The organism is Actinocorallia aurea (assembly GCF_054783995.1).
On sequence record NZ_BAAGPQ010000032.1, the window covers coordinates 24,735 to 44,775 of the forward strand.

At 70.6% G+C, this 20,041-nt stretch carries 20 protein-coding genes; 11 read left to right on the forward strand and 9 right to left on the reverse strand.

Annotation, left to right across the window (positions count from 1 at the left end; all coding sequences use genetic code 11):
* Positions 1 to 45: 45 nt before the first annotated feature.
* Positions 46 to 1,113, forward strand: a complete 1,068-nt coding sequence (trpD, locus tag ACYVOM_RS34870; RefSeq protein WP_460307851.1) for an anthranilate phosphoribosyltransferase — start codon at positions 46 to 48, stop codon at positions 1,111 to 1,113.
* A 99-nt stretch (positions 1,114 to 1,212) separates the two neighbouring features.
* Here trpD and ACYVOM_RS34875 read toward each other — a convergent pair whose 3' ends face one another.
* From ACYVOM_RS34875 to ctaC, 4 genes are all read right to left on the reverse strand, one after another.
* Positions 1,213 to 2,502: a L,D-transpeptidase gene (locus ACYVOM_RS34875; RefSeq protein WP_460307852.1), complete on the reverse strand. Its 1,290-nt coding sequence runs from the start codon at positions 2,500 to 2,502 to the stop codon at positions 1,213 to 1,215.
* Between the two features lie 238 nt (positions 2,503 to 2,740).
* Entirely contained in the window at positions 2,741 to 3,151 is a 411-nt protein-coding gene (locus ACYVOM_RS34880) for a cytochrome c oxidase subunit 4 (protein WP_460307853.1), read from the reverse strand.
* Positions 3,152 to 3,155: 4 nt separating this feature from the next.
* Positions 3,156 to 4,859 (reverse strand): aa3-type cytochrome oxidase subunit I, encoded by a 1,704-nt coding sequence (gene ctaD / locus ACYVOM_RS34885; protein ID WP_460307854.1) that lies wholly within the window; start codon positions 4,857 to 4,859, stop codon positions 3,156 to 3,158.
* Positions 4,856 to 5,665, reverse strand: coding sequence for an aa3-type cytochrome oxidase subunit II (ctaC, locus tag ACYVOM_RS34890; RefSeq protein WP_460307855.1), 810 nt, complete (start codon positions 5,663 to 5,665; stop codon positions 4,856 to 4,858). Before ctaC ends, ctaD begins: the two co-directional genes overlap by 4 nt.
* A gap of 170 nt (positions 5,666 to 5,835) precedes the next feature.
* On the opposite strand from ctaC, the gene ACYVOM_RS34895 reads away from it, so the two are divergent.
* Entirely contained in the window at positions 5,836 to 6,969 is a 1,134-nt protein-coding gene (locus tag ACYVOM_RS34895) for a cysteine desulfurase family protein (RefSeq protein WP_460307856.1), read from the forward strand.
* 47 nt (positions 6,970 to 7,016) lie between these two features.
* Positions 7,017 to 7,319 carry a sulfurtransferase TusA family protein gene (locus ACYVOM_RS34900; RefSeq protein ID WP_460307857.1) on the forward strand — a complete coding sequence of 101 codons (303 nt, stop codon included), beginning with the start codon at positions 7,017 to 7,019 and terminating at the stop codon, positions 7,317 to 7,319.
* Positions 7,320 to 7,359: 40 nt separating this feature from the next.
* Here ACYVOM_RS34900 and ACYVOM_RS34905 read toward each other — a convergent pair whose 3' ends face one another.
* Both ACYVOM_RS34905 and ACYVOM_RS34910 read right to left on the reverse strand, forming a co-directional pair.
* Positions 7,360 to 8,322 (reverse strand): carbohydrate kinase family protein, encoded by a 963-nt coding sequence (locus ACYVOM_RS34905; RefSeq protein ID WP_460307858.1) that lies wholly within the window; start codon positions 8,320 to 8,322, stop codon positions 7,360 to 7,362.
* A 110-nt stretch (positions 8,323 to 8,432) separates the two neighbouring features.
* A complete protein-coding gene (locus ACYVOM_RS34910; protein WP_460307859.1) occupies positions 8,433 to 8,777 on the reverse strand; it encodes a HesB/IscA family protein in 345 nt (114 codons plus the stop codon).
* Between the two features lie 299 nt (positions 8,778 to 9,076).
* Here ACYVOM_RS34910 and nadA point away from each other — a divergent pair, with 299 nt between their 5' ends.
* Positions 9,077 to 10,228, forward strand: a complete 1,152-nt coding sequence (gene nadA / locus ACYVOM_RS34915) for a quinolinate synthase NadA (protein WP_460307860.1) — start codon at positions 9,077 to 9,079, stop codon at positions 10,226 to 10,228.
* Positions 10,229 to 10,298: 70 nt separating this feature from the next.
* Here nadA and pspAA read toward each other — a convergent pair whose 3' ends face one another.
* Positions 10,299 to 10,577, reverse strand: a complete 279-nt coding sequence (gene pspAA, locus ACYVOM_RS34920; RefSeq protein WP_460307861.1) for a PspA-associated protein PspAA — start codon at positions 10,575 to 10,577, stop codon at positions 10,299 to 10,301.
* Between the two features lie 3 nt (positions 10,578 to 10,580).
* Entirely contained in the window at positions 10,581 to 11,366 is a 786-nt protein-coding gene (locus ACYVOM_RS34925) for a PspA/IM30 family protein (RefSeq protein ID WP_460307862.1), read from the reverse strand.
* A 115-nt stretch (positions 11,367 to 11,481) separates the two neighbouring features.
* Here ACYVOM_RS34925 and ACYVOM_RS34930 point away from each other — a divergent pair, with 115 nt between their 5' ends.
* Together ACYVOM_RS34930 and ACYVOM_RS34935 are read left to right on the forward strand one after the other, a co-directional pair.
* The gene (locus ACYVOM_RS34930; protein ID WP_460307863.1) at positions 11,482 to 12,069 is read left to right on the forward strand and encodes a DUF3043 domain-containing protein; all 588 of its coding nucleotides are present in this window, start codon (positions 11,482 to 11,484) and stop codon (positions 12,067 to 12,069) included.
* Positions 12,070 to 12,121: 52 nt separating this feature from the next.
* Positions 12,122 to 13,123: an aldo/keto reductase family protein gene (locus ACYVOM_RS34935; RefSeq protein ID WP_460307864.1), complete on the forward strand. Its 1,002-nt coding sequence runs from the start codon at positions 12,122 to 12,124 to the stop codon at positions 13,121 to 13,123.
* A 300-nt stretch (positions 13,124 to 13,423) separates the two neighbouring features.
* Here the strand turns inward: ACYVOM_RS34935 and ACYVOM_RS34940 are convergent, their stop codons facing one another.
* Positions 13,424 to 13,648, reverse strand: a complete 225-nt coding sequence (locus tag ACYVOM_RS34940) for a hypothetical protein (RefSeq protein ID WP_460307865.1) — start codon at positions 13,646 to 13,648, stop codon at positions 13,424 to 13,426.
* An 83-nt stretch (positions 13,649 to 13,731) separates the two neighbouring features.
* Here ACYVOM_RS34940 and ACYVOM_RS34945 point away from each other — a divergent pair, with 83 nt between their 5' ends.
* The 5 genes from ACYVOM_RS34945 (at position 13,732) to sucB (ending at position 20,015) form a co-directional block, all read left to right on the forward strand.
* Positions 13,732 to 14,664: a bifunctional adenosylcobinamide kinase/adenosylcobinamide-phosphate guanylyltransferase gene (locus tag ACYVOM_RS34945; RefSeq protein ID WP_460307866.1), complete on the forward strand. Its 933-nt coding sequence runs from the start codon at positions 13,732 to 13,734 to the stop codon at positions 14,662 to 14,664.
* Between the two features lie 55 nt (positions 14,665 to 14,719).
* On the forward strand, positions 14,720 to 15,475 hold the full coding sequence (locus ACYVOM_RS34950) for an adenosylcobinamide-GDP ribazoletransferase (protein WP_460307867.1): 756 nt from the start codon (positions 14,720 to 14,722) through the stop codon (positions 15,473 to 15,475).
* 64 nt (positions 15,476 to 15,539) lie between these two features.
* Positions 15,540 to 17,009, forward strand: a complete 1,470-nt coding sequence (locus ACYVOM_RS34955; protein WP_460307868.1) for a leucyl aminopeptidase — start codon at positions 15,540 to 15,542, stop codon at positions 17,007 to 17,009.
* A gap of 124 nt (positions 17,010 to 17,133) precedes the next feature.
* The gene (lpdA, locus tag ACYVOM_RS34960) at positions 17,134 to 18,513 is read left to right on the forward strand and encodes a dihydrolipoyl dehydrogenase (RefSeq protein WP_460307869.1); all 1,380 of its coding nucleotides are present in this window, start codon (positions 17,134 to 17,136) and stop codon (positions 18,511 to 18,513) included.
* Between the two features lie 65 nt (positions 18,514 to 18,578).
* Positions 18,579 to 20,015, forward strand: coding sequence for a 2-oxoglutarate dehydrogenase, E2 component, dihydrolipoamide succinyltransferase (gene sucB / locus ACYVOM_RS34965; RefSeq protein WP_460307870.1), 1,437 nt, complete (start codon positions 18,579 to 18,581; stop codon positions 20,013 to 20,015).
* Positions 20,016 to 20,041 lie beyond the last annotated feature (26 nt).

Consider the following 20,041-nt stretch of genomic DNA (forward strand, 5'->3'; position numbering starts at 1 on the left):
GGTCCGCGTCCGACTTTCCGTCCACGAGCCCGAAAGAGATCCGCCGTGAGCGCCCGACCCGCCGTCAGCAGAACCACATGGCCCGCCCTGATCAACGCCCTGCTGTCCGGGGAGTCCCTGACCGCGGAGGAGACGGGCTGGGCGATGAGCCAGATCATGGCGGGTGCCGCGACGGACGCGCAGATCGCCGGGTTCGCGGTGGCGCTGCGGGCCAAGGGCGAGACGGTCGCCGAGGTCGCGGGCATCGCGGCCGGGATGCTGGCCAACGCGACCCCGCTGGACATCCAGGGCGATCTGGTCGATCTCGTCGGCACCGGCGGCGACCAGCACCACACGGTGAACTTCTCCACGATGGCGGCGATCGTCGCGGCGGGGGCGGGCGCCAAGGTCGTCAAGCACGGGAACCGGGCGGCCTCGTCGTCGTGCGGCACCGCCGACGTCCTCGAGGCGCTCGGCGTGGTGATCGACCTGCCTCCGGAGGCGACCGAGCGGGTGGCCCGGGAGGCCGGGATCGCGTTCCTGTTCGCGCCCGTCTACCACCCTGCGTTCCGGTACACCGCGGGACCCCGGCGCGAGCTGGGCACGCCGACGGTGTTCAACTTCCTCGGCCCGCTGACGAACCCGGCCCGGCCGAACGCGTTCGCGGTCGGGGTCTTCCACGAGCGGATGGCGCCCGTCCTGGCCGGCGTGTTCGCCGAGCGGGGCTCGACCGGCCTGGTCTTCCGCGGCGAGGACGGCATGGACGAGCTGTCCACGACGGGCCCGTCGAAGGTCTGGACGGTCCGGGACGGCCGCGTGGGCGAGACGGTCTTCGACCCGGCCGAGCTGGGCATCCCGCGCGCCGCCCTGGCGGACTTCCGGGGCGCGGACGCGACCTTCAACGCCGGCGTCGTGCACAAGGTGCTGGCGGGCGAGCCCGGCCCGATCCGGGACATGGTCCGGCTGAACGCCGCGGCCGCGCTCGTCGCCGCCGCGGGCGCCCCGGACCCCGATGGCCTCGTCCCGGCCCTGAAGGACGCCTACGAGCGCGCCGGGGAGGCGATCGACTCAGGGGCGGCCAGGGACCTCCTGGAGCGCTGGGTGGGCATCTCACAGCGCCACAGGCCCGCCTGACGTCCCCGGGACGGTTCGAGCGCCCGGTTCGAGCACCCGAGGTTCGAGCGAATCAGGAAAGGGGGGCCCGGAGGCCCCCCTTTCCTCGTCCGGTGCCGCTCAGGACTCCCCGGTGCCGCCGTCCTTGACGGCGGGCGCCGCTGGCACGCCCGGCGCCTTGTTCGGGGTCTTCCCCTGGACCGCGGCGTCGGCCTCGGCCTTGGCGTGCTCGCTTCCGTCCATCGACGCCGTGGTGATCGCCTGGGCCTTGCTCGTCTTCAGCCAGCCCTTCCAGTCGAGCTGCCAGTAGCCCCAGCCGTTGTCGGGCTCCAGCGGGCGCTCGGTGCCGATGATCTTCACCGGGTCGCCGCGGTGGCTGATCTTGTGGAACCACTTGGCGTTCTCGGGCGACAGGTTGATGCAGCCGTGGCTGACGTTGGCGTAGCCCTGCGAGCCCATCGACCAGGGCGCGCTGTGCAGGTACTCGCCGCTGTTGGAGATCCGGACCGTCCAGTAGACGTTCTGCTGGTAGTAGCCGGGGTCGCCGGGGCCCGCGTCCGGCGAGGTCATGACGGTCATGTACTCCTTCTCCATCGTCAGATGGTTCCCGGAGGTCGTCAGGTACTTGTAGGCGCCGCCCATGCCCATGCTGGCGGGCATCGTGCGGGCCTTCTTGCCCGCCACCTTCACCTCGACCTTGTGCGTCTTGGCGCTGCCGACGGTCTCGATCCGCTCCCCCACCCGGAAGCTGCGGTCGACGTTCTGCGCCCCGTAGACGCCCTTGGCGAGCTGCACGCCGGCCAGGTGCCCGATGAGCCTGATCTTGGTGTGCGCGGGCCAGTAGTCCTTGGTCCGGAAGATGACGCTCTTGTCGTCGAACCACCGCCAGGCGCCTTGGACCGGCTGGGAGGCGCGCACCTCAAGCGCGCGCTCGACGGCGGCCTTGTCGGTGACCTCGCGATCGAAGTTGATCTTGATCGGCATGCCGACGCCGACGGTCTCGCCCGCCTCCGGGAACTCGATTACCCCGGCGGCCGTCTGAGACGGCTTGTTCGTCGTGAACGCCGACTCGGCGGTCTGCACCTGCCCGTCGGCGCCCAGGGCCGTCGCGGCGACCGCGTAGCGCGCGCCGGGGTCGAGCGGGTACTTGGACTTCCAGGAGGCCCCGTCGGCGGCCAGGACGCCCGGGACGGCCTGCCCCGCGGCGTCGGTGACGGTGACGTTCTGAAGCTTGCCCCTGGTCGCCTGGACGGTGACCGGAGCGTCAGGCTGGACGGCGCCCGCGTTGGCCGGCGTGATCGCCAGGCCCGCCTCCGGTGGCGCCGACTTCTCGCCCGAGCAGCTCGCGAGCAGCGGGACCAGGAGCAGCCCTGCGGCTCCGGCCCTGACGGCGGCGCGGTTGACCTGCAACGTTCAACCTCCTGTGTGTCGTCCCGTCCTGGGCCCCCGAAGACCACTGCGGAGGGTGCGGGATCTCCGCCTCCTGCGATCTTGATACCCGTGCGGCGCTCGCCCGGAAACATCGGCGGGTGAACGCCCGGTGACGGTACGCAAGTATGCCGAAGGCCGGCGCCTCCCTTGGGGAGACACCGGCCTTCGGCATGAGGTTTTGCCTAGCCGGGAAGGGCTACGCAGGCACAGGACGGGGCTAAGCCACGTACTGACCGCGGTAGTACTCGAACACGAAGCCGATCGCGCCGAGGATGACCAGGGCGGCGCCCAGCAGCATCAGCCAGGTGCCGAAGATCATCCCGAGGCAGAGCGTCGCGCACGCGAGCCCCACCCACAGCGGCCACCAGCTGTGCGGGCTGAAGAAGCCCTGGTCGCCGGCGGAGTCGGCGATGTCGCCGAGCTTGTCGTCCTCGGGCAGCTCGCCGCCGCGCAGCCTCTCGATCCGGTTGACCGTGAAGTGGATGTAGACGCCGATCATGAACGCGAGGCCGACGGCCAGCGCCATGGCGGTGGTACCCGTCCAGTCACCCGAGAAGATCCAGTACACGATGTCGGTGATCAGGAAGAAGATCCCGCACCCGTAGAACATGAACGCCTGAACGCGCATGGGATCAGGACCCCTTCCTCACGTCGCCCGCGCCGATCGCGCTGACGTCGACGCCCGCGAGCTCCGCCGCCTCGGCCGCCTCGGCGGCGTGGTGCAGGTCGAAGGCCGGACGCTCCGAGCGGATCTTCGGAATGGAGTTGAAGTTGTGCCGCGGCGGCGGGCAGGACGTCGCCCACTCCAGCGAGCAGCCCCAGCCCCACGGGTCGTCCACTTCGACCTTCTTGCCCTTCTTCCACGTGATGTAGACGTTGTAGAAGAACGGCAGCATCGAGGCGCCCAGCAGGAACGACCCGACGGTCGACAGCTGGTTGAGGCCGGTGAACTCCGACGCGTAGTCGGCGTAGCGGCGCGGCATGCCCTCGGCGCCCAGCCAGTGCTGGACGAGGAAGGTCATGTGGAAGCCGATGAAGAGCGTCCAGAAGTGGATCTTGCCCCAGCGCTCGTTGAGCATCTTGCCGGTCCACTTCGGCCACCAGAAGTAGAAGCCCGCGAACATCGCGAACACCACGGTGCCGAAGACGACGTAGTGGAAGTGCGCCACGACGAAGTAGGAGTCCGACAGCTGGAAGTCCAGCGGCGGCGAGGCGAGGATGACGCCGGTCAGACCACCGAAGAGGAACGTCACGAGGAAGCCGAGCGCGAACAGCATCGGCGTCTCGAACGACAGGTGGCCGCGCCAGATCGTGCCGATCCAGTTGAAGTACTTCACACCGGTCGGGACCGCGATGAGGAACGTCATGAACGAGAAGAACGGCAGGAGGACCTGGCCGGTCACGTACATGTGGTGCGCCCAGACCGTGATCGACAGGCCGGCGATCGCGATGGTCGCGCCGACGAGGCCGATGTAGCCGAAGACGGGCTTGCGGCTGAACACCGGGAGGATCTCCGTCACGATGCCGAAGAACGGCAGCGCCAGGATGTAGACCTCTGGATGTCCGAAGAACCAGAACAGGTGCTGCCACAGCAGCGCGCCGCCGTGCTCGGCGTCGAAGACGTGCGCGCCGAACTGGCGGTCGGCGTACAGCGCGAGGAGCGCGGCGGCCAGGACCGGGAAGGCCAGCAGGACCAGGATCGAGGTCAGCAGGACGTTCCACACGAAGATCGGCATGCGGAACATCGTCATGCCCGGCGCGCGCATCCCGATGATGGTCGTGATGAAGTTGACCGCGCCGAGGATGGTGCCCAGACCGGACAGGGTCAGGCCGACGACCCACATGTCGCCGCCGATGCCCGGCGAGCGGACCGCGTCCGACAGCGGGGCGTAGGCGAACCAGCCGAAGCTGGCGGCGCCGTCCGGCGTGAAGAACGCCGCGACGACGATGAGGCTGCCGAACAGGTAGAACCAGTACGCCAGCATGTTCATGCGCGGGAACGCCACGTCGGGCGAGCCGATCTGCAGCGGCATGATGACGTTCGCGAAGCCGCTGAACAGCGGGGTCGCGAACATCAGCAGCATGATCGTGCCGTGCATGGTGAACAGCTGGTTGAACTGCTCGTTGCTCACGAAGTCCTGGCCGGGCTCGAAGAGCTCGGCCCGCATCACCAGCGCCATGACGCCGCCGATGAGGAAGAAGGAGAACGACGTGATGATGTACAGGTAGCCGATGACCTTGTGGTCCGTCGACGTGATCCAGTTGACGATCAACCGGCCCTTGCTGGTGCGCGGGGCCGCGGAGATCGCCGCGGGCTGCTCTGAGACTGCGGTCACTGCGCGCCCCCGCCCTTCTGCTCGGCGATGTAGGCGTCGAACTCGGCCTGCGTCACGACCTTCACCTGGAACAGCATCCGGGAGTGGTCGACACCGCACAGCTCAGCGCATCGGCCCTCGTAAGTGCCGGTCTTGCTAGGCGTGAGCTGGAACTGGTTCACGTAGCCGGGCATGACGTCCTTCTTGTAAAGGAACGCGGGAACCCAGAAAGAGTGGATGACGTTGTCCGACTTGAGGTTGAAGTGGACCGTCTTGTTCACCGGGAGGACCAGCACGGGCTTCTCACCGTTGCCGGTGCCGCCGGGCGCGTCCGGAGCGGTCGGCGTGCCGGCGACGCTGATCGGGGTGCCGTCGGCCCTGTTGAAGTCGGCGCCGATGTAGTCGAACTGCCAGCTCCACTGGTAGCCGATGACGTCGACCGTCACGTCGGGGTTGTCCTTGATGTCCTCGACGTAGTTCTGGTCGCGCGCCGTGTAGAAGAACAGGACGCCGATGATGACGAACGGCACGGCGGTGTAGAGCATCTCGACCGGCAGGTTGTAGCGCACCTGCTTGGGAAGGCCCTCCTGGCCCTTCCGCTTGCGGTGGAACACTATCGCCCAGGCGATCAGGCCCCAGACGACGACGCCGACGGCCAGCGCGGCGATCCACGTGCCCTGCCAGAGCTGGAGCATGCGATGCGCCTGCTCGCTGGAGGGCTCGGGGAAGCCTACGCGCTTCCATTGTTCGGCGTCGCAGGCGGTGGCCGCCATAGCCAGCAGAGCCAGCGCGGACGCGCTGGTCAGCGCTCGGCGGCGGCCACTCACTGGCTCACGCCGCTCCCTAGAGCGGGTCGGACTCACGGATTGCCTTCCCCACAGATGAAGCCCGGGAGCTTCCCCGGGCGGCTGCAATTCACTTGGTTCCCTCGTTGTGCTGGACACATTAGCGCGGGTGTCCGGAGAGGCCCCGGCGGGACCCCCGTTAGTGTCGTGGTGTGCCTTATTTCGACGCCGCCTCGACAGAGCCTCTTCACCCCGCCGCACGCACCGCGCTGCTGGAGGCGTCGCTGACCGGCTGGGCCGATCCGGCACGCCTGTACGGATCGGGACGACGGGCCAGAATGCTACTGGATCAGGCACGCGCGCGGATCACCTCGCGGCTGTCGGCGCGACCCGACGAACTCGGTTTCACCGCCTCCGGCACCCAGGCCGTCCACCTGGGGATTCTCGGTGCGCTGGCCGGCCGTCGGCGCGTCGGCCGGCACCTCGTGGTGAGCGCCGTCGAGCACTCCAGCGTGCTGCACGCGGCCGAGGCCCACGAGCGCGACGGCGGCGAGGTCACCGAGGTGCCCGTCGACCTGTGCGGACGGGTCGATCCTGCGGCGTTCGCCGCGGCGCTGCGGCCGGACACCGCCCTGGCCTGCCTCCAGTCGGCCAACCACGAGGTCGGCACCGTCCAGCCCGTCGCCGAGGTGGCGGCGGCGTGCCGGGAAGCGGGGGTGCCGCTGCTGGTGGACGCCGCCCAGTCGCTCGGCCGGATGGAGGTGCCGGACGGCTGGTCGCTGCTGACCGGGAGCGCGCACAAGTTCGGCGGGCCGCCCGGCGTCGGGCTGCTCGTGGTGCGCAAGGGCACGCGCTGGCGCTCCCCGCTGCCCGAGGACGAGCGGGAGGGCCGCCGCGTCCCGGGCTTCGAGAACGTGCCGGCGGCGGTCGCCGCGGCGGCGGCGCTGGAGGCCGCCCTGGACGAGGCCCCGCGGGAGAACGCGCGGCTGTCCGCGCTGGTCGAGAAGATCCGCCGTGAAGTGCCGCGGCTCGTGCCGGACGTCGAGGTGGTCGGCGACCCGGTGCGGAGACTGCCCCACCTCGTCACCTTCTCCGTTCTCTACGTGGAAGGCGAGGCCATTGTCACCGAACTGGACCGCCTGGGTTTCGAGGTTTCGTCGGGCAGCTCGTGCACGGCGGATAGCCTTCGTCCTAGCCACGTCCTGGAGGCGATGGGCGTGATTACCCACGGAAACGTCCGGGTATCGCTGCCCAGGGGAACTTCCGCCGAAGCGGTCGACCGGTTCCTCGCCGTCCTTCCCGAGACGGCGGCCCGGTTGCGCCGCGGCGCGGGCGTGACCAGCTGACCCGCACGCGCCGGCCGCACCGCCAGAGACCAGAAGGGAAGCAGACCATGCGCTTCCGCCGCCGTTCCCCCGAGCAGGCTCCGCCCGCACCCGCGCCCGTCCCCGTCCCCTCGGGGCCGCCCGCCTACCTCGTGCTGGACGCGCTGGGCCGCAAGTGCCCCATCCCGATCATCATGCTGGCCGAGCGCATCCGCGACGTGCCGCTCGGCCAGATCGTCGCCGTTCAGGCCGACGACGTGGCCGCGCGCACCGACATCCCGGCCTGGTGCCGGATGAAGTCGCAGACCTTCGTCCGCGAGGAGACCCTGCCGCAGGGCGGCTGGGCCTTCCACATCAAACGGGACTACTGAAAGAGCCGCCCCGAAGGGCGGCTCTTCCCCGGTCTCGGCCTCAGCTCAGGTGGGCGGCGATGTCGGCCGAGGCGTCGGCGCCGTAGGCGGCGGCCATGCGCTCGATCAGCACCGCCTTGTCCAGCGCGTACTCCTGGCCGCCGGCCGTCTCCAGCGCGTGCGCGGCGACGAGGTTGCCGAGCTGGGCGGCGCGCTCCAGGCCCAGGCCCCAGGCCACCGCGGCGAGGAAGCCCGCGCGGAACGCGTCGCCGACGCCGGTCGGCTCGACCTTGCGTACGTCCGGCGCGGCCGGGACGTGCAGGCCGGGCTCGCCCCTGCGGTCGATGACGACGCCCTTGCCGCCCAGGGTCGTCACCCGGATGTCCACCTGGTCGAGCGTCTCGGCGTCCGACCAGCCGGACTTCTGCTCGCAGAGCGCCTTCTCGTACTCGTTGGTGAACAGGTAGCGGGCGCCGCCGATGAGCCGGCGGACCTCCTCGCCGTCCATGCGGGCGAGCTGCTGGGAGGGGTCGGCGGCGAACGGGACGCCCCGCTCGCGGCACTCGTCGGTGTGCCGGACCATCGCCTCGGGGTCGTTCGGGCTGATCACCACGAGGTCGAGCTCGCCGAGCGGGGCCAGCTCGATGTTGCGGGCCTCGGCCATCGCGCCCGCGTAGAACGACGCGATCTGGTTGTGGTCGGTGTCGGTGGTGCACATGAACCGGGCGGTGTGGCGCAGTTCGGAGACGTGCACGCCGGAGCAGTCGACGCCGTGCCGCTCCAGCCAGGCCTGGTACTCGGCGAAGTCGGAGCCCACCGAGCCGACGAGCAGCGGGCGCAGGCCGAGGGAGCCGAGACCGAAGGAGATGTTGGCCGCGATGCCGCCGCGGCGGATCTCCAGCTCGTCCACCAGGAAGGACAGCGACACCTGGGCGAGCTGGTCGGGCAGGAGCTGATCGGAGAACCTGCCGGGGAAGGTCATCAGATGGTCTGTCGCGATGGAACCTGTCACGGCGATGCGCACGGCGGTAGCTCTCCTCGTCGGCTGACGTCAGGGGAAAAGAAAAAGGGCCTGCACAGATTACTGTGCCAGGCCCTGCGAGGGCTGAACACCCTCGTGAACGACGCCGCTCGTCAGGAGAAGCTGTCGCCGCAGGCGCACGAACCCGTCGCGTTCGGGTTGTCGATCGTGAAGCCCTGCTTCTCGATGGTGTCGACGAAGTCGACGGTGGCGCCGCCCAGGTACGGGGCGCTCATGCGGTCGGTGACCACGCTGACGCCGTCGAAGTCGGCGGTGATGTCTCCGTCCAGCGACCGCTCGTCGAAGAACAGCTGGTAGATGAGGCCGGAGCAGCCGCCGGGCTGCACGGCGACGCGCAGGGCCAGGTCATCGCGACCCTCCTGCGCCAGCAGGTCCTTGATCTTCTGCGAGGCGGCGTCGGTGAGGATGATCCCCGACTGAGTGCTGGTCTCCGTCATGTTCATTACTCCCGGTGCGGGGCGAGTTTCTGCGTCGGCAGTCGGACTGCCTTCAAGTGACAACGTACCTGCCCGCGGGGTTCTTCCCCGCACGGCGGGATTTCTTCATGGTCCCACAGGCCCTTCTCCCCCGGGACCCGGTGACCTTCTCCCCTGGCGCCCCCTGGCCCGCAGGCCAGACGGATATGCCAGGCACCACCCCGGATTTACGGCGATGGTGGGCGTTGTGGTTACATGGGTTTCGTCAGAACGACGATAAGTCCCGAAGCCAGTTCCCCGTTCGCGGGAAGGGAGCCCCCGTGACGACCACCACCGACCTGCCGCTGCTCTTGCTGGGCCAGGCCGCAGACCCCGCCAGCGAGCGCGGCGTCGACTGCCCCGGAGACCTGCCTCCGGCCTCGGACCCCGCGCTCGTCGCGCGGGCCCGCGCGGCCAAGGAGGCGCTGGGCGACAGCGTCTTCGTGCTCGGCCACCACTACCAGCGCGACGAGGTCATCCAGTTCGCGGACGTCACCGGCGACTCCTTCAAGCTCGCCCGCGACGCCGCGGCCCGCCCCGAGGCGCCCTACATCGTGTTCTGCGGCGTCCACTTCATGGCCGAGTCCGCCGACATCCTCACCGGCGCCGACCAGAAGGTGATCCTCCCGGACCTCGCCGCGGGCTGCTCGATGGCCGACATGGCGACCTTCGACCAGGTCGAGGACTGCTGGGACGCCCTCAGCGACGCCGGGATCGCCGACCGGGTCGTGCCGGTGACCTACATGAACTCCTCGGCCGACATCAAGGGCTTCGTCGGCCGGCACGGCGGCGTCGTCTGCACCTCGTCGAACGCCAAGCGCGCGCTGGACTGGGCCTTCGCCCAGGGCGAGCAGGTCCTGTTCCTGCCCGACCAGCACCTCGGCCGCAACACCGCGGTGCTGGAGATGGGGATGACGCTGGACGACTGCGTCGTCTACAACCCGCGCCGCCCGAACGGCGGGCTCACCGTCGAGCAGTTGCGCGACGCCAAGATGATCCTCTGGCAGGGGCACTGCTCGGTGCACGGCCGGTTCAGCAAGGCCTCGGTCGACGAGGTCCGCGAGCGGGTCCCGGGCGTCAACGTCCTGGTGCACCCCGAGTGCCGGCACGAGGTCGTCAACGCCGCCGACTTCGTCGGGTCGACCGAGTACATCATCAAGGCCCTCGACGCCGCCGAACCCGGCAGCTCCTGGGCCATCGGCACCGAGCTGAACCTGGTCAAGCGCCTCGCGAACGCCCACCCGGACAAGAACGTCATGTTCCTGGACAAGGCGGTCTGCTTCTGCTCGACCATGAACCGCATCGACCTGCCCCACCTGGTCTGGGCCCTGGAGTCCCTCGTCCGCGGCGAGGTCCCCAACCAGATCACCGTCGACGCCGAGACCGCCCACTACGCCCGCGTCGCCCTCGACCAGATGCTGGCCCTGCCGTAAAGGCCGCGCCCCTGTTCTCCCCGCCACGACGGGGAGAACAGGGGCGCGATCCGACCCGTGGGCCCGGGGCTCAGTCGGGGATCAGGCCCGAGTCTCCGAGCATGCTGCGGACGTCGTCGATGTGCGCGTCGGCGGGCGGGAGGATCAGCTCCGAGGCTTCCAGGCTGTCGTCGGGCAGCGGGGTGCCCAGTTCGCGGACGCGTTCGAGGAGCGCGGTGAACGCGGCGCGGAAGGCCGCGTCGTCCTTGCCCTCGATCGTCGACTCGAGCGTGTCGTCCAGCTTGTTCAGTTCCGGCAGATCGCCGTCGGCGACCTGCAACTGCCCCTCACCCATGATCCGGACGATCATCGCTCAGCCCCCCTGCTGCGGCCTCTGGTCCTGCGGCTGGCCCTGCTGCTGCGCCTGCGGAGCACCGGGGTCGAGCTGCTTTTGCAGGCTGCCCTGGTTCAGCTCGGCCTTCAGCCGCTCCATCTCCAGCTCGACGCTCGAGTTCGCACCCATGCGGTCGAGTTCGGCCTGGATGTCGTCGCGCGGCCCGGAGAAGTCCTCCAGCGCGCCGGAGGCCAGCAGCTCGTCGATCGCGCCGGCGCGCGCCTGGAGCTGCGAGGTGCGGTCTTCGGCCCGCTGGATCGCCAGGCCCACATCGCCCATCTCCTCGGAGATGCCGCTGAAGGCCTCGTTGATCCGGGTCTGCGCCTCGGCCGCGGTGTAGGTGGCCTTGATCGTCTCCTTGCGGGTACGGAAGGCGTCCACCTTGGCCTGGAGCCGCTGCGCGGCGAGGACCAGCTTCTCCTCCTCGCCCTGGAGCTGCTGGTACTGGACCCTGAGGTCGGCCAGCTGGTTGTCCAGGCCGGAGCGGCGCTCCAGTGCCGAGCGGGCCAGATCCTCCCGGCCCAGCTCCAGCGCCTTGCGGCCCTGGTCGGTCAACTTGTTGTGCTCGCCTTCGATCCGGGAGATCTGGAGTTCAAGGCGCTTGCGCGAGGTCGCCACGTCGGCCACGCCCCGCCGCACCTTCTGGAGCATCTCCACCTGGCGCTGGTAGGAGTAGTCCAGGGTCTCCCGCGGATCCTCCATGCGGTCCAACGCGTTGTTCGCCTTGGACCTGAAGATCATCGACATTCGCTTCATCACGCTCATCGCGCGCGGACGTCCCTTCGTGTTACGGGTCGGGCTCTCCTTCACCCTACGCTTTCGACGCTCGGGGGATCTACGAGGTTCCTCACCGGTATAGGCATCAAATATCCTTCCTTTCGTGTTCCGACGTGGCAGTGCAACCCCGCAGACCGCTGAGACGGCTGAAGACCGCCCCCTCAAGGAGGGCGGTAAGAACCGTCCGACGCCCAAGCGCGCCGAGGCCGAGGGCATCCGGCGCCAGCAGCGCGTGACCGCGCCCAAGGACCGCAAGGAGGCCTACAAGGCCGTCCGCGAGCGCCAGGCCCGAGACCGCGAGAAGACGCGCGAGGGCATGGCCAAGGGCGATGCCAAATACTTGCCGAAGCGTGACCAGGGCCCGGTCCGGCAGCTCGCCCGCGACTACGTGGACGCCCGCCGCACGGTCGGCTCTTACCTGATGCTGATCATGTTCGTGGTCGTCATCGCGAGTTTCGTCCAGAACCCGATCACGGTCCTGATCTTCACGCTCGTGCCGCCGGTCCTGCTGGCCGTCGTGCTCACCGAGAGCCTCCTGCTCGCCCAGGGCGTCAAGCGTCTCGCCAAGGAACGGTTCCCGGACGAGAGCGTCAAGGGCGTCGGCCTCTACGCCGCCTCCCGCTCGCTCCAGATCCGCCGCCTGCGGCTGCCCAACCCGCGCCGCAAGCCGGGCGAGAAGAACCTGGTCTGAGGCCCTTCGCACGACTGAGGCCCTTCGCACGCTCCGGTCCTAAGATCCAGGAATGGAATTCCGATACCTGGGCCGGAGCGGGCTGAAGATCTCCGAGATCGCCTACGGCAACTGGATCACGCACGGGTCGCAGGTCGAAGAGGACGCCGCGCGCGCCTGTGTGGCCGCGGCGCTCGACGAGGGCATCACCACGTTCGACACCGCCGACGTCTACGCGGGCACCCGCGCCGAAGAGGTGCTGGGGCGCGCGCTCAAAGGGGTGCGGCGCGAGTCCCTGGAGATCTTCACCAAGGTCTACTGGCCGACAGGCCCCGGCCCCAACGACCGGGGCCTGTCGCGCAAGCACATCATGGAGTCGATCAACGGCTCGCTGCGCCGCCTCGGCACCGACTACGTCGACCTCTACCAGGCGCACAGATACGACCACGAGACGCCGCTGGAAGAGACCCTGCGGGCCTTCGAGGACATCGTCCGGCAGGGCAAGGCCCTGTACATCGGGGTCTCCGAGTGGCGGGCCGAGGAGATCGAGGCGGCGCTGAAGATCGCCGGCGAGCGCGGATTCGACCGGATCATCTCCAGCCAGCCCCAGTACTCCATGCTGCACCGCGTCATCGAGGCCGAGGTCGTGCCGCTGTGCGAACGCGAGGGCATCGGCCAGATCGTCTGGTCGCCGATCGCCCAGGGCGTCCTCACCGGCAAGTACCTGCCCGGACAGCCGCCGCCCGCGGGCTCGCGCGCCACCGACCCGCAGGGCGGCGCCGACTTCGTCAAGACCTGGCTGGGCGACGACGTCCTCGCCCGCGTCCAGGCCCTGAAGCCGATCGCCGACGAGGCGGGCCTCACCATGGCGCAACTCGCCGTCGCCTGGGTCCTGCAGAACCCGAACGTCTCGGCCGCCATCATCGGCGCCTCACGCCCCGAGCAGGTCCGCGACAACGTCAAGGCGGCCGGCGTGAAACTCGACCCGGCCCTCCTCACCCGCATCGACGAGACCCTCGCCGACGTGGTCATCAGGGACCCGTCCCACACCAAGTCCCCGGCATCACGGCCGTAACACTGCCGCGCTGTGTTCGATCGCCGCGGCGTGATCGGGCGCTTGAGATCCCTGGACCGTGTCTGATCGCGCCGCCTCCGGCGACGCGTGATCGGGCGCTTGAGATCCCTGGACTGCCCCTCCGGCCCTGGGGGCCTACGGGGCAGCCCAGGGGCGCCCGATCACTGGTCCTCGGCCCCAGGGGGCCTGCGGCGTGCAACTTGCCCGATGCGGTTCACGGTTCTCCGGCGCGGTTGACGGTTCTCCCGATGCGGCTCACAGCTCCTGCGGGCGGATGTGTCAGGGCCGCAGAGGTGAAGGTCATTCCTTCAAGGCGAGTTTCATGGGGCCGTAGACGACTCGGTCGTCGTCCAGGAGGTGGACCTGGGCGACGCCGGCGGCGGCCAGGGTGCGCCAGTTCTCGCCGAGCCAGCTTTCCGCGTCGCTCTGGGTGGACTGGTACTCGGGCTGTTCGTGGACGGCGGGGAGCCCGTTCGGGGGGATCACCGTGCCGTCGTCCTTCTCGTAACGCCAGCTCCACGCCATGTTCGCCTGACTCCCCTCGACCCCGGCAGAGTTCCGCGCGCCCCCGCGCCGGGACGGAGTGGACGCCCCGAGATCATAGTCGGGTGGACCTCGCGATAGACGGTGACGCCGCACCCGGGGGCTGGCCCGTCCCGGACTGCCGCTGCGCCTCCTGCCGGTCGGCGCGGGCCGCGCCGCACGCGCCGTTCCGCGCCCGGGTCGACGGGGTGCCGCTGGAGCGGCTGGAGGCCCGGCGGGTCTCCGGCGGGTTCGCGGCGGACGCGCCGGGCGGCGGAAGGCTGCTGTGCGCCGATCCCGGCGGCCTTCCGGAACCGGAGGACGGCGTCGTCTACGACGCGGTCCTTCTGGACCTTCTCGCCGATCCGTCCCACCTGGGCGCCCTGCGCGCGCTGGGCGCGGTCGTGTCTGAGACGGCCGTCCGCGCGATCCACGTGGACCACAGGGTCCGCGACGAAGCGGAACTGGCCCGCAGGCTCGCCTTCTGGACCTCCCCGGTGCGAGGCCCTCACCGGACGCTCCTGCTCGGCGGTTCCCGCTCGGGCAAGTCCGCCGAGGCGGAGATGCGCCTCATCGCCCACCCGGACGTCACGTACGTGGCGACGGGCCCGACCGGGGACTCCGATCCGGATTGGGCGCGCCGCGTAGGGGCGCACCGAGACCGCCGCCCCGGCCGGTGGCGCACCCTGGAGACGACGGACCTGGACGCCGTACTCTCCCGGGCCGAAGGCGCGCTGCTCATCGACGGCATGGGCACCTGGCTAGCAGCGGCGATGGACGAGACCGGAGCCTGGGAGTCCCCCGGTGCGGTGCTCCCCCGCCTGGAGTCCTTGACCGCGTCCTGGCGGGCCGCCTCCGCCATCGTCGTGGCGGTCTCGGACGAGGTCGGCCTCTCTCTCGTGCCCGACAACCGGGCCGGGCGGCTCTTCCGGGACCTCCTCGGCGACGTCAACCAGCGGCTCGCCGCCGCATCGGAGTCGGCGGCCCTCGTCGTCGCGGGCCGAGTCCTGGAGCTGTGAAAGCCGACTGCTGCGGCGGCCCCGAGAGGTAGGGTCGGCGGCCGTGGAGGTTCCTGTGGGGTTGCGGCTTTCGTTCGGTCTGCTCAGCGTGCTGCCCGTCCGCTACGCGCGGGCCGGCCGGGCGGAGTTCGGCGCGGCCATGCGGCTCGCGCCGCTGGTCGGGCTCGCCATCGGTGTGTGCCAGGGCGCCCTGTTCTTCGCGCTCGACCTCGCCGGGGCCGGCCCCCTGCTCGCCGCCGTCCTCGCCGTCGGGCTCGGCGCGGTGCTGACGCGCGGCCTGCACTGGGACGGCCTCGCCGACGTCGCCGACGGCCTGGGCAGCGGACGGCCCGCGGAGACCGCCCTGGAGATCATGAAGAAGTCCGATATCGGACCCTTCGGTGTGCTCACGCTCACCTTCACCGCCCTGGCGCAGATCGCCGCCGTGACCGCGACCGACCACCCTGCCCTGGCGCTCGCGGTCGCCGCCGTCGCGGGCCGGGCCGCGATCGTCCGCGCCTGCGCGCCCGGGGTCCCGGCGGCCCGTCCGGACGGCCTCGGCTCGATGGTCGCCGGAACCGTCGCGCGGGGCCCGGCGACCCTGCTGACCGGCGCGGTCCTCGCCGTCTCCGGCCTCGCCGCCTTCGCCTGGACCGGCTCCCCGAGGGAGGCTCTGCCCTACGCGCTCGCGCCCCTCGCCGGCCTCCTCGCGGCAGGCCTGTTCCGCCGCCACCTGGTGCGCAGGTTCGGCGGGATCAGCGGCGACGTACTGGGCGCACTGTGCGAACTCACCGTGACCACGACCCTGATAGTGCTCACTCTCGGTAAGTGATCCGACCGCGACGCTTGATCGAAACGGCGAAATCCGGTGCGGGGGGCGAGTAATGTCGAGAGACGTGACGACGATTCTCAACCTCACCCAGAACGAACCGGCCTCCCTGGACGTCGACGCGGTCGTCGTCGGCCTCCTGCCCGGTCCCGAGCTGGCGCCTGGCGCCGCCGGGGTCGACGAGGCCCTGGGCGGGCGCCTCGTGGAGGCGCTCAAGGCCGTCGGCGCGACCGGCAAGGCCGGTGAGGTGCACAAGCTCCCGACCCTCGGCGCGCTGCCCGCCAAGGTCGTCGTGGCCGCCGGGCTGGGCGGGGACCCGTCCGCCGAGACGCTGCGCCGCGCCGCGGGCGCGGCAGTGCGGGCGCTCGCGGGCTCCGCGAAGGTCGCCCTCGCCCTGCCCGCCGCCGACGCCGACGCGGCCTCCGCGATCGCGACCGGCGCGCTGCTGGGCAACTACGCCTTCGCCCGCTACCGCACCGGCGAGCAGCCCGAGACCGTCGGCGAACTCCTGCTCGCCGCCCCGGCCGAGGCCGCCGCGCGCGTCGCACAGGACACCGCGATCGCCGAGGCCGTCACCCTCGTGCGCGACCTCGTGAACACCCCGCCGTCCCACCTGTCCCCCGAGGACCTCGCCGACGTCGCCGACCGCGTCGCCAAGGCGTCCGGCCTCGGCGTCGAGATCCTCGACGAGAAGGCGCTGGTCGACGGCGGCTACGGCGGCCTCGTCGGCGTCGGGCAGGGCTCGGTGAACCCGCCCCGCCTGGTGCGCCTGGCCTACACCCACCCCGAGGCCGACAAGAACGTCGTGTTCGTCGGCAAGGGCATCACCTTCGACACCGGCGGCATCTCGATCAAGCCCGCCGAGGGCATGGACTGGATGAAGTCCGACATGGGCGGCGCGGGCGCCGTCCTGGGCGCACTCCAGGCCATCGCGGCGCTGAAGCCGAAGGTCAACGTGATCGGCTACCTGACGATCGCGGAGAACATGCCGTCCGGCACCGCGCAGCGCCCCTCCGACGTCATCACCATGTACGGCGGCAAGACCGTCGAGGTGCTCAACACCGACGCCGAAGGCCGCCTCGTCATGGCCGACGCGATCGTCCGCTCGGCCGAGGACACCCCGCACCTGCTCGTCGACGTCGCCACCCTCACCGGCGCCGCGCTCGTCGCGCTCGGCGTGCGCCTCACCGGCGTCATGGCCAACGACGACGACGTGCGCGACAAGATCGTCGCCGCGGCCGAGGCCGTCGGCGAGCCGTCGTGGGGCATGCCGCTGCCGGAGGAGCTCCGCAAGGGCTTCGACTCCCCCGTCGCCGACATCGCCAACATCCCGAGCGAGCGCTGGGGCGGCATGCTCGCCGCCGGCGTCTTCCTCAAGGAATTCGTGCCGGACGGAGTCCGTTGGGCCCATCTGGACATCGCCGGCCCCGCCTACAACAAGGGCGAGGCCTACGGTTACACCCCCAAGGGCGGGACGGGGGCCGCGACCCGGACCCTCGTCCGTCTGGCCGAGGAAGTGGCCGACGGGAACCTGTGACCCGTCTCATCTCCACACCCCGGCCCTACCGGTCAGTACAAGTGAAAAGATTGTCCTACCTGGCATTTCTCGGCTACACCCCGCCGGGTCGTTCAGCGTAGATCGGCTTATAAGGAGTAATCCAGTGGCGAACAAGGGCCCGTACGACCTCGTCGTACTCGGAGGCGGGAGCGGGGGCTACGCCGCGGCGCTACGCGCGTCCGAGCTGGGCATGCGCGTCGCCTTGATCGAGAAGGACGCCAACCTCGGAGGCACCTGCCTGAACCGGGGCTGCATCCCCACCAAGGCGCTGTTGCACGCGGCCGAGGTCGCCGACGAGATCAACGAGGCGAAGACCTACGGCATCAAGGCGACGTTCGAGGGCATCGACGTCGAAGGCGTGCAGGGGTACAAGAACAAGATCGTCTCCACGACGGTCAAGGGCCTCACCGGCCTGATCAAGGCCAAGGGCATCGACGTCGTCAACGGCTTCGGCCGCCTGGCCTCGGCCACCACCGTGGCCGTCGGCGACGACGTCTACGAGGGCGACCACATCCTGCTGGCCACCGGCTCGGTGCCCAAGTCCCTTCCGGGCCTGGAGATCGACGGCAACCGGATCATCTCCAGCGACCACGCCCTGGAGCTCGACCGCGTCCCGGCCTCCGTGGTGATCCTCGGCGGCGGCGTCATCGGCGTCGAGTTCGCCTCCGTCTGGCGCTCCTTCGGCGCCGAGGTGACCATCGTCGAGGCGCTCCCGCACCTGCTGCCGCTGGAGGAGGAGTCCTCCTCCAAGCGCCTGGAGCGGGCCTTCCGCAAGCGGGGCATCAAGTTCGAGATCGGCGTCCGCTTCGCCGGCGCCAAGACGACCGACACCGGCGTGTCGGTCAGCCTGGAGAACGGCAAGACGATCGACGCCGAGCTGCTGCTCGTCGCCGTCGGCCGTGGCCCGGTCTCCCAGGGCCTGGGCTTCGAAGAGGCCGGTGTGCACCTCGACCGCGGCTACGTGATCGTGGACGAGTACTGCCAGACCTCGGTCCCGACCATCTCCGCGGTCGGCGACCTCATCCCGACCCTCCAGCTCGCCCACGTCGGCTTCGCCGAGGGCATCCTGGTCGCCGAGCGGGTCGCGGGCCTCAACCCGACCCCGATCGACTACGACGGCGTGCCGCGCATCACGTACTCCAACCCCGAGGTCGCCTCCGTCGGCATCACCTCCGCGAAGGCGCGTGAGCTCGGCAAGGAGATCAAGGAGGTCACCTACGACCTCGCGGGCAACCCCAAGAGCAAGATCCTGGGCACCGCGGGCGAGGTCAAGATGATCGCCGAGGTCGACGGGCCGATCCTCGGCGTCCACATGGTGGGCGCGCGCGTCGGCGAGCTGGTCACCGAAGGCCAGCTGCTCTACAACTGGGAGGCCCTCCCCTCCGAGGTCGCGCAGCTCATCCACGCGCACCCCACCCAGTCCGAGGCCGTCGGCGAGGCCGCACTCGCGCTCGCCGGCAAGCCCCTGCACGTCCACGGCTGACCCAGCCGACCCATCCACGGCTGACACAGCCAAAAAGCAGTTAGATCAAGGAGTCGCTGAGAACCATGCCGGTCTCCGTCACCATGCCCCAGCTCGGCGAGAGCGTCACCGAGGGCACCGTCACCCGCTGGCTCAAGAAGGAGGGGGAGACCGTCGAGGTCGACGAGCCCCTCCTCGAAGTGTCGACCGACAAGGTCGACACCGAGATCCCCTCCCCGGCCGCGGGTGTGCTGACCAGCATCGCCGTCGCCGAGGACGAGACCGTTGAGGTCGGCGCCCTGCTGGCGACCATTTCCGACGCGGGCGAGGCCCCGGCTCCGGCCGCCGCGCCCGCCGCCGCTCCGGCTCCCGAGCCTGAGCCCGAGCCCGCGCCGGCTCCCCTGGCCCCGCCCGCCCCGGCCCCGACCCCGGCTCCCGCGCCGACCCCCGTGGCCGCCGCTCCGGCCCCCGCGCCCGAGCCCGAGCCGGCTCCCGCCGCGTGGCCGGCCGCCGCGCCCGCCGCCGCCCCGGCCGCCGCTGCCGCCCCGGCCGTCGAGGCCGAAGGCGCCTACGTGACCCCGCTGGTCCGCAAGATGGCCGCGGAGCTGGGCGTCGACCTCGCCGCCGTCACCGGCACCGGCGTCGGCGGACGCATCCGCAAGCAGGACGTCCAGGACGCCGCCGCCAAGGCCAAGGCCGCCGCTCCGGCTCCGGCCGCCGCCCCGGCCGCCGCTGCCGCCGCAGCGCCCGCTCCTGCCGCCGCCCCGGCCCCTGCCGCGGTTCCGGCCGCCGCCGCGGCCAAGCGCGGCACGACCGAGAAGATGTCGCGCCTGCGCCAGACCATCGCCCGCCGCATGGTGGAGTCCCTCCAGGTCTCCGCCCAGCTGACGAGCGTCGTCGAGGTGGACGTCACCAAGATCGCCCGCCTGCGCGACCGCGCCAAGGCCGACTTCCAAGCCCGCGAGGGCGTCAAGCTGTCGTTCCTGCCGTTCTTCGCCCTCGCCACCATCGAGGCCCTGAAGGCGCACCCGAACGTCAACGCGGTCATCGACTCGGCCGAGAACACCGTCACCTACCACGAGGCCGAGCACCTCGGCGTCGCGGTGGACACCGACAAGGGCCTCATCGTCCCGGTGATCAAGGACGCCGGCGAGCTCAACCTCGCCGGGATCGCCCGCAAGATCTCCGACCTCGCCGAGCGCACCCGGACCAACCGGGTCAGCCCGGACGAGCTGGGCGGCGGCACCTTCACGCTGACCAACACCGGCAGCCGCGGCGCCCTGTTCGACACGCCGATCATCAACCAGCCGCAGGTCGGCATCCTCGGCACCGGCGCGGTCGTCAAGCGCCCGGTCGTGGTGAACGACGAGGCCCTGGGCGAGGTCATCGCGATCCGCTCCATGGTCTACCTGGCCCTCACCTACGACCACCGGATCGTGGACGGCGCCGACGCGGCCCGCTTCCTCAGTACGATCAAGGCGCGGCTCGAGGAAGGCCACTTCGAGTCGGAGCTCGGCCTGTAGAAGATCATCCCGGCTCGTAAGGGCTA

Coding starts and splice junctions, on each gene's coding strand:
- ACYVOM_RS34880 (WP_460307853.1), bottom strand. CDS start 3,151: ATGCGCGTTCAGGCGTTCATGTTCTACGGGTGCGGGATCTTCTTCCTG.
- pspAA (WP_460307861.1), bottom strand. CDS start 10,577: ATGATCGTCCGGATCATGGGTGAGGGGCAGTTGCAGGTCGCCGACGGC.
- sucB (WP_460307870.1), top strand. CDS start 18,579: ATGCCGGTCTCCGTCACCATGCCCCAGCTCGGCGAGAGCGTCACCGAG.
- ACYVOM_RS34925 (WP_460307862.1), bottom strand. CDS start 11,366: ATGAGCGTGATGAAGCGAATGTCGATGATCTTCAGGTCCAAGGCGAAC.
- ACYVOM_RS34940 (WP_460307865.1), bottom strand. CDS start 13,648: ATGGCGTGGAGCTGGCGTTACGAGAAGGACGACGGCACGGTGATCCCC.
- ACYVOM_RS34900 (WP_460307857.1), top strand. CDS start 7,017: ATGCGCTTCCGCCGCCGTTCCCCCGAGCAGGCTCCGCCCGCACCCGCG.
- ACYVOM_RS34910 (WP_460307859.1), bottom strand. CDS start 8,777: ATGACGGAGACCAGCACTCAGTCGGGGATCATCCTCACCGACGCCGCC.
- ACYVOM_RS34935 (WP_460307864.1), top strand. CDS start 12,122: ATGGAATTCCGATACCTGGGCCGGAGCGGGCTGAAGATCTCCGAGATC.